This window comes from Pseudomonas meliae, from assembly GCF_001400515.1.
In the GTDB taxonomy this organism is placed as follows: Bacteria; Pseudomonadota; Gammaproteobacteria; order Pseudomonadales; family Pseudomonadaceae; genus Aquipseudomonas; species Aquipseudomonas amygdali.
Genome location: NZ_LJQT01000394.1, coordinates 1 through 6,799, shown reverse-complemented (window position 1 = coordinate 6,799; position 6,799 = coordinate 1). Strand labels below are relative to the sequence as shown.

The following is a 6,799-nucleotide window of genomic DNA, read 5'->3' as shown; positions in this document are numbered from 1 at the left end:
TTGTCTACACCCTCCTAACAGGAGTTTCACGTTATGTTTTTATGAAATAACGCTCTGAAACGGGCGTTTCAGAGCGCAGTAGATTGGCGTTCGCGGCATAAGGCCGCAGGCGGAATCGCTTCAGCGAGTCAGGCGGCCAGACACAAAGTGCTGAACATCATTGAAACCGGGCGTCGATGCATGCCCAGGCGTTACCAGCGAATCGATAAATGCCTCATCCTCGGCGGTAATATCAACCGTTAGTGCCTTGGTGTAACCGTCCCACTGCTGCTCGGTCCTCGGACCGACGATTGCCGAGGTCACGGCGCGGTTGTTGAGCACCCAGGCAATGGCGAACTCGACAATACCTACACCCTTGTCCTGCACGTACTCTTGAATGCGCTGCGCAATACGCAGTGATTCCACGCGCCATTCGGTTTCCAGCAGCCGCTTGTCCTGACGCCCGGCCCGGCTTTCACTGTCGGGGGCGATGTCCGGGGCGTATTTACCGCTGAGCACCCCGCGTGCGAGCGGGCTAAAAGGCACCACACCCAAGCCGTGATACGCCGCTGCGGTGATCTGCTCGACTTCGGCCTGACGGTTGACGATGTTGTACAGCGGCTGGCTGATGACCGGCTTGTCTACGCCCAGGCGCTGCGCGACGTTGACGATTTCAGCGATTCGCCAGCCGCGAAAGTTCGACACACCCCAGTAGCGGATCTTGCCCTGACGGATCAGATCGCCAATGGCCGAGACGGTCACTTCAGGTGGTGTGTCCTGATCCTCCTTGTGCAGGTAATAGATATCCACATAGTCGGTATCCAGAAGCCGCAGGCTGTTCTCGATGGCATTGAAGAGGTGCTTGCGGTTCAGACCGGCGCGATTGGGCACGCCGTCGGCTGGCCCGATGGCGACCTTGGTGGCCAGCACCCAGTCGCTGCGCTGGGCGGCGATGGCCCGGCCGACGATTTCTTCCGAGCGCCCACCGTTGTAGACATCCGCCGTGTCGATGAAATTGATGCCCTGATCCCTGGCCTTGTCGATGATGCGCAGGGACTCTTCGGCACCGGTCTGCTCGCCGAACATCATCGAGCCGAGTGTCAGGGTGGAAACCTTGAGGCCGGACTGGCCGAGGATTCGATAATTCATGCTCAACATCTCCATGTCATTCAGACGAGTTCAGGCAGCCCCCACGCCTTGAGCGGGAAGTCGGCGAGCGAGGCAAGCAGCAGGTCTGCATGCTCGTATTGCTCGACCGGCATGTGCGAGTCCGGTACGGCGACAGCGTACATGCCCGCAGCCTTGGCGGCCGTCACACCGAACGGCGAGTCTTCGAAGACCAGGCAATCACTCGGCGAGACGCCAAGGCGGCGGGCGGCGACGAGAAAGATGTCCGGGGCCGGTTTGGCAGCGCCGACTTCCGGGTCGTCTGCGGTCACGACGGTATCGAACAGCTCGAACCATGCGCGGTGCAGGGTAGTCTTGGCCTCGAAGTAATGCACAGACGAGCTGGTGCCCACTGCGATGGGAATATTGTGCGCTGCCAGATGCCTGACCAGCGCCTCGGCTCCGGGCATTGCCAGCGCTTTGGGGAAACGCTCTTCGAGCATCGGTTCACGGGTTTCGAGAAACTCGTCGATCGACATTGGCAATTCAAGCGTCTTGATCACGTAATCCGAGAAATCCCGGGCGCCGCGGCCGATAGTGTGCTGTTTGATGGACCAGTCGAAGGTGCGCCCGTGGCGGCTGGCGATCAAGTGGGTGACTTCGGTATAAACCCCCTCGGTGTCCAGCAACAGGCCATCCATGTCGAAAATGACGGCCTTGATCGGTGTGTTGCTCGCTCATGTGATCACATCCCGTTCTCAAATTCGTTTCAGCCTAACGTTTCCGTGAATACCGTGGCTACCCTGTGTTTCTGATAATCTTTCGCGGTTTTCAACTGTGCTGCCAGTCCCGGTACGACTTTCCCATCATCAGAACGGATATCTTCACGTCACTATGAATAAATCAGCAGGTATAGCGATTGGCGTCATCGTCGTAGCGGGCGCACTGGTTACGGCGGGCGCCTGGTACACGGGCAATCAACTGGAAGGCGCGCTGACCGACTCCATCAGCAAGGCCAACCAGGAACTCGCGAAGTCGTTCAAGGGCACCGACACCAGCGTCAAACTGGAAATGCTCTCGCTGGAAAAGCACTTCTTCAGCAGCACGGCGCACTATCGCGTGGACATCCAGAACCTGTCCGATAGCACCCAGGGCGGCCAGTTCCTGTTTGTCGACCAGATCGAGCACGGGCCCATTCCGTTGTCGCGCCTCAAGACCCTGAACCTGCTGCCCGTCATGGCCCTGAGCAATTTCCAGATGGAGAAAAGCCCCAGCGCCGAAAAGTGGTTCGCCATGAGCAAGGACGTTCCACCGCTCAAGGGGCAAGCCAGCATCGGCTATGACCGCGCCACCAAAGGCACGCTGCAGATGGCCCCGCTGGAAATGACCGACGTCGACGGTACGTTCAGGTTTTCCGGGCTCGACCTGAATGCCGAGTCGTCCGCCGACGCTGAAAAATTCAGCCTGGCCGGTAACATGGAAAACCTGCAGCTCAACGTCGCGTCGCCTGACGGCCCGGTCAGCATCGACGTCAAAGGCATGACCTTTGACACGGGCGGCACCAAAGGCAAGTCCGGTTTCTATCTGGGCCACACCAACATGAAAATCCAGAGTGCGGGTTTTCAGGTGGTGGGCAAGCCGCCGGTGCAGATCAAGGACTTCACCAACACCAACCTGGCGCAGGAAGATGCCGGTAACCTGGCCGCCCAGATCAACTACGATGCCGGCATGATTTCCTACGCAGGCAAGGACGTTGGCTCAGCGCACATGGGCTTCAAAATAGCCAACTTCGATGTGGTGGCCACTCAGGCGCTGTATCAGTTGTATCAGGATAAAATCCTGCCTCAACAGCAGCAGGCCGCGCTGGAGAAACGTCCGTTTCGTCTTGAGCTGAACCCGGCTGATCAAGAGCTGATGAACACCCAGATGAAAAAGCTGCTGATCGCCAAGCCGCATATCGAACTGGAAAAACTCTCGCTCAAGACCAGCAACGGCGAAAGCCACATGCGCATCGCGGTGGACCTGGCCGATCCAGGCCCGCTCGATCAGCCTTCCGATTCGCTGCTCTTGAAAAGTCTGGGCGAAGTCAACGCCAAGGTTGTCCTGTCCAAGCCGATGATCCGCGATCTTGCTACCCAGCAAGCCATTCGTGAAGGCCAGACCGACCTCAAGGTCATCGCCGAGCAGGCCAAGGCCGCTGGCGACATGGCCAGTGCCATGGCCGAGATGATGCAACTGGCCAAGGTCGATGGTGACAACATCGTTTCCGACCTGCGTTATGCCGACCAGATGGTCGACTTCAATGGCCAGAAAATGACCGTGCAGCAATTCATGAGCAACGTGATGGGCAAGGTCGGCGTGCTGGGCAACCAGTAAGCTGCCTGCAACACGGCCTGCTGTCAGGACGGGCAATGTACCGTCCTGACAGCAGAGGCCCTGCTACCGAGTCAGCCCGCGCAGGGTATCCGCCAGTTGCCGGGTACGTTGCGAGGTGCCCGCGGTCATGTCGCTGGAGCCTTCCAGCTCCGCCAGCAGGCTGGTGAGCGTGCCGACTTCCAGGGATTGCTCTTCGATATGCTGCGCGACCTTGCGAATCTCCTCGGCCAGACGCTCGATATCCGTGCCGATGTCATTCGCGTTTTGCGTGGTTTTCTGCGCCAGCTGACGCACTTCATCGGCGACCACTGCAAAGCCACGGCCCATTTCGCCGGCCCGAGCTGCCTCGATGGCGGCGTTCAGCGCCAATAGATTGGTCTGCCCGGCGATCTGCTGGATCATCTGCACAACTGACTGGATGCGCAGGCTGGACTTGGCCAGCTCCCGAGAGCCAAGCACGACCTCGTCGGCCTGGCTGACCAGGCTTTTGACGGTATTACCCGCCTTATCGATGACCGTTTCCTGCTGCGTGATGGTCTGCGACAACTCATCCATCGAAACATGCAGCTCGCCTGAATAGTGGCGCAACTGATCGGCGATTTCTTCCTGATCCTGATGAGCCTTGACCAGTACATCGCCCAGATCGCTCAGGCCGCCGAACACCGGGCGGATCTGCTCGTCCAGACCACTCGGGTCAATGGTTTGCACAAAGTTACGCTGCTTGAACTGGTCGATCTGCTTGACCACTACATGGCTCAAACCGGCCAGCTTCTTGATCTGCCGACGCAGGAAGAACGCCTTGAATTCGCCGTAATAGGCAATGAAGTTATCGATGTAATCGTCGCGGAACGGCTGACCTTCCGGCACCTTGAAAAAGAACACTGCGGTAAGGGTCTGGTTGAGGTTCAAACCCAGAATCTCACCGAAGGTCGAGAAGCCCACTACTGGCGTCTCGCCGAACACATCATTCATGCGGCCCAATTCACTGCCGTTGTTCAGACGACGCAGAATGCAGTCGCTCAACAGGCCGAGCAGCGGCTTGCCGGACTTGCCCTGTAGAAAGCGCGTAAAGTCCTTGCGCGTGGTGTCGATCATCGACGTCCGTTTGACCATCACCAGTTCTTCGCCGGGTGCCACGTCGCAGAACAGATGAACCCGCTCGCTTTCATAATCGATACGCGCAATGGAGCGTACGAACAGTTCCTCGCCCACCCGAATGGCGAACGAATATTGCGCCAGCTTGCCTTCCAGCTCATGCCGCTCGCACTTAAGCGCATCACACAGCGCTGCAACCATCGTGGCAATCTCGCCTCTGGAATTGACCACCTGGCTGATGTAGCGCTCTTCCAGCGAGGCGGTCAGGACACTCAGGCTCAGTGGCGTTGGCTCGAAGTTCTGGCTCTTGAAGACGCCAAAGCGCACATTCTTTGCGCTCTTGAGAAACACCACCTGAGCATGGTTCTCGTAGCTGCGTTTACCGTCGTGAATCAGCGTCTTCTTGAAGTCGCTTTTGCCGCCTGCAGAGCCACCCACGAACAGGCATGGGAAACGCCCTGACTCGTAGAGCGCTTCCATGAAAAACGACTCCGAGGCCGAAAGGCCGTCAAAGGTGACGTAGGCCAGCGTATCCCTGTGGTCGATAGGCGTGCTGACCTGAGTGCGCTTGATCGAGTCGGTCAGCCGCGCAATGCGCTCACGCATGGACAGTCGCTTGCCCGCGCCGCGAATATCTTCGCTGTGCAGGGGAATATGCACCACCTCGGCACTCTGGATAACGCTTGAGTCGAACAGCGCCAGCACGATCCGGTCCCACTGATTACCCGCCGCGCAATACAGCGAATCATTGCTGGAGCACAGTTCGCCGGATGTTGTGCACAGGCTGATCTTGGCGTTGGGAAAGCGTGCCGCGACAGACTGGGCAACCTGACCGAAGTCGACGTGAGGTGAAACGAAGCCTGTCAGGTAGACCGGGTCAAAACTTAACGCCGACAGCGTGTCGTTCAATTCCCGCGCGGACGTAATGACACTGAGTACGCCTCCGGTCCGCGAAGTGCCGGCCCGAAAACGAGATAGAAAGCTCATGGTTGAATCCGTAAGAGTAAAAGGCAGGGGCCGTAAAAAAGGCCGAGGTCTTTTAATCGGCTGCTGACGGGTTCAGGTTAGCCGGTGGGCGATGAATTTTGCCTATGCGTGCCGCTCAGGACATGTTCAGCATCAACGCTCTGATCAGGGCAAGCGTCTGGCGATGCACCGAATCATAGTGATTATTGTGGCAATAGGGGCGTACTGACAGGGTGATGGAATCGGCTGTCGTAGAGGACAGATGCACATCGACCGCGGGGCTGCTCAATACATTGGGGAGGCGGGCGATTTGATCCTTGAGGCGCGGAATGATCGCCTGCTCGTCGGCAGTGCCTGGCAATATTGCGGTCAGTTCGACGCTGCGGAAATCATTGCTGGAAAAATTGATGATCGTGTCAGAGAAGATCTTGTTGTTGCCCACCAGATTCAACACGTTTTCCGAGGTGTTGATCGACGTGACGAACAGTCCGATCTCGACCACTGTCCCGGTCACACCCGCAGCCGAAATCATATCGCCGACCTTGAAGGGCCGCAGCACGATGATGAAACCACCTGCCGCCAGATTGGCCAGCAAACCCGACCACGCCATGCCGATCGCCAGCGCCACGGCCGCCAGCAATGCCGCAAAGCTGGTGGTCTCGATGCCGCAATAGCTCAAGATGGCGATCACCAGAATGATATTCAGCGTCACCGTGATGAACGAGCCGACATAGCGCAGAACAGTCGGATCAAACCGCTGCCGCGTCAGCGAACGCTGCGCCATCCTCACCAGCACGCCGATCAGCCAGCGACCCACTATCCACAACAAGGCTGCGATCACCAGCCTCAAAACGACAGTTGTTCCGTACTGCAGAACGATATTGAACAACGAGTTGATTCCGTCAGTGCCGATATTGATGACATTCAGCGCATCCATCACCGCAACTCCCGACCGCAGGGCTCGCCCGGCAGATGGCCTGCGGAGCGGAGCCATACATTGAATGGCAAAGCAGGGCGGTGGCTACTGGTAGTTTTGACTGGAGGCAAAGGGCCTTTATTCCACCAGGCGCTGAGGTGTTCAGCCGGTTTTAAAGAGTTGCCTACGTAGGCAGGGCTTAATTTTTGCTCTTCGACACGTAATCGACGATGTTCTGCACGGTTCTGAATTGCTTAATTTCTTCCTCTTGTATCTCGATATTAAACGCATTCTCTATACGCATAATAAACTCAACAGAGTCTAAGCTGTCTGCCCCTAAACTTAGGGAGACGCTGAACA

Annotated in this window: 5 protein-coding genes and 2 pseudogenes; 1 reads left to right on the top strand and 6 read right to left on the bottom strand. The window is 57.7% G+C overall.

The window, feature by feature from the left end; translation table 11 throughout:
- Positions 1–120: 120 nt before the first annotated feature.
- Together ALO64_RS18165 and ALO64_RS18160 are read right to left on the bottom strand one after the other, a co-directional pair.
- Positions 121–1,128, bottom strand: a complete 1,008-nt coding sequence (locus ALO64_RS18165) for an aldo/keto reductase (protein ID WP_044345447.1) — start codon at positions 1,126–1,128, stop codon at positions 121–123.
- A 20-nt stretch (positions 1,129–1,148) separates the two neighbouring features.
- The gene (locus ALO64_RS18160; protein ID WP_408002917.1) at positions 1,149–1,808 is read right to left on the bottom strand and encodes an HAD-IA family hydrolase; all 660 of its coding nucleotides are present in this window, start codon (positions 1,806–1,808) and stop codon (positions 1,149–1,151) included.
- 172 nt (positions 1,809–1,980) lie between these two features.
- Here ALO64_RS18160 and ALO64_RS18155 point away from each other — a divergent pair, with 172 nt between their 5' ends.
- Positions 1,981–3,462 (top strand): YdgA family protein, encoded by a 1,482-nt coding sequence (locus tag ALO64_RS18155; RefSeq protein ID WP_044345444.1) that lies wholly within the window; start codon positions 1,981–1,983, stop codon positions 3,460–3,462.
- A gap of 63 nt (positions 3,463–3,525) precedes the next feature.
- Here the strand turns inward: ALO64_RS18155 and ALO64_RS26910 are convergent.
- The 4 genes and pseudogenes from ALO64_RS26910 to ALO64_RS24600 all read right to left on the bottom strand — a co-directional run.
- Positions 3,526–3,882 (bottom strand): annotated as a pseudogene (locus tag ALO64_RS26910) (methyl-accepting chemotaxis protein); the annotation flags it as partial.
- A 555-nt stretch (positions 3,883–4,437) separates the two neighbouring features.
- Positions 4,438–5,544, bottom strand: a pseudogene (locus ALO64_RS26905) (FIST signal transduction protein); the annotation flags it as partial.
- A 115-nt stretch (positions 5,545–5,659) separates the two neighbouring features.
- Positions 5,660–6,460 carry a mechanosensitive ion channel family protein gene (locus tag ALO64_RS18145; RefSeq protein WP_044322137.1) on the bottom strand — a complete coding sequence of 267 codons (801 nt, stop codon included), beginning with the start codon at positions 6,458–6,460 and terminating at the stop codon, positions 5,660–5,662.
- Positions 6,461–6,638: 178 nt separating this feature from the next.
- On the bottom strand, positions 6,639–6,799 hold a 161-nt coding region (locus ALO64_RS24600), incomplete at its 5' end, for an acyl carrier protein (RefSeq protein WP_162232077.1).

Coding starts and splice junctions, on each gene's coding strand:
- ALO64_RS18165 (WP_044345447.1), bottom strand. CDS start 1,128: ATGAATTATCGAATCCTCGGCCAGTCCGGCCTCAAGGTTTCCACCCTG.
- ALO64_RS18155 (WP_044345444.1), top strand. CDS start 1,981: ATGAATAAATCAGCAGGTATAGCGATTGGCGTCATCGTCGTAGCGGGC.
- ALO64_RS18145 (WP_044322137.1), bottom strand. CDS start 6,460: ATGGATGCGCTGAATGTCATCAATATCGGCACTGACGGAATCAACTCG.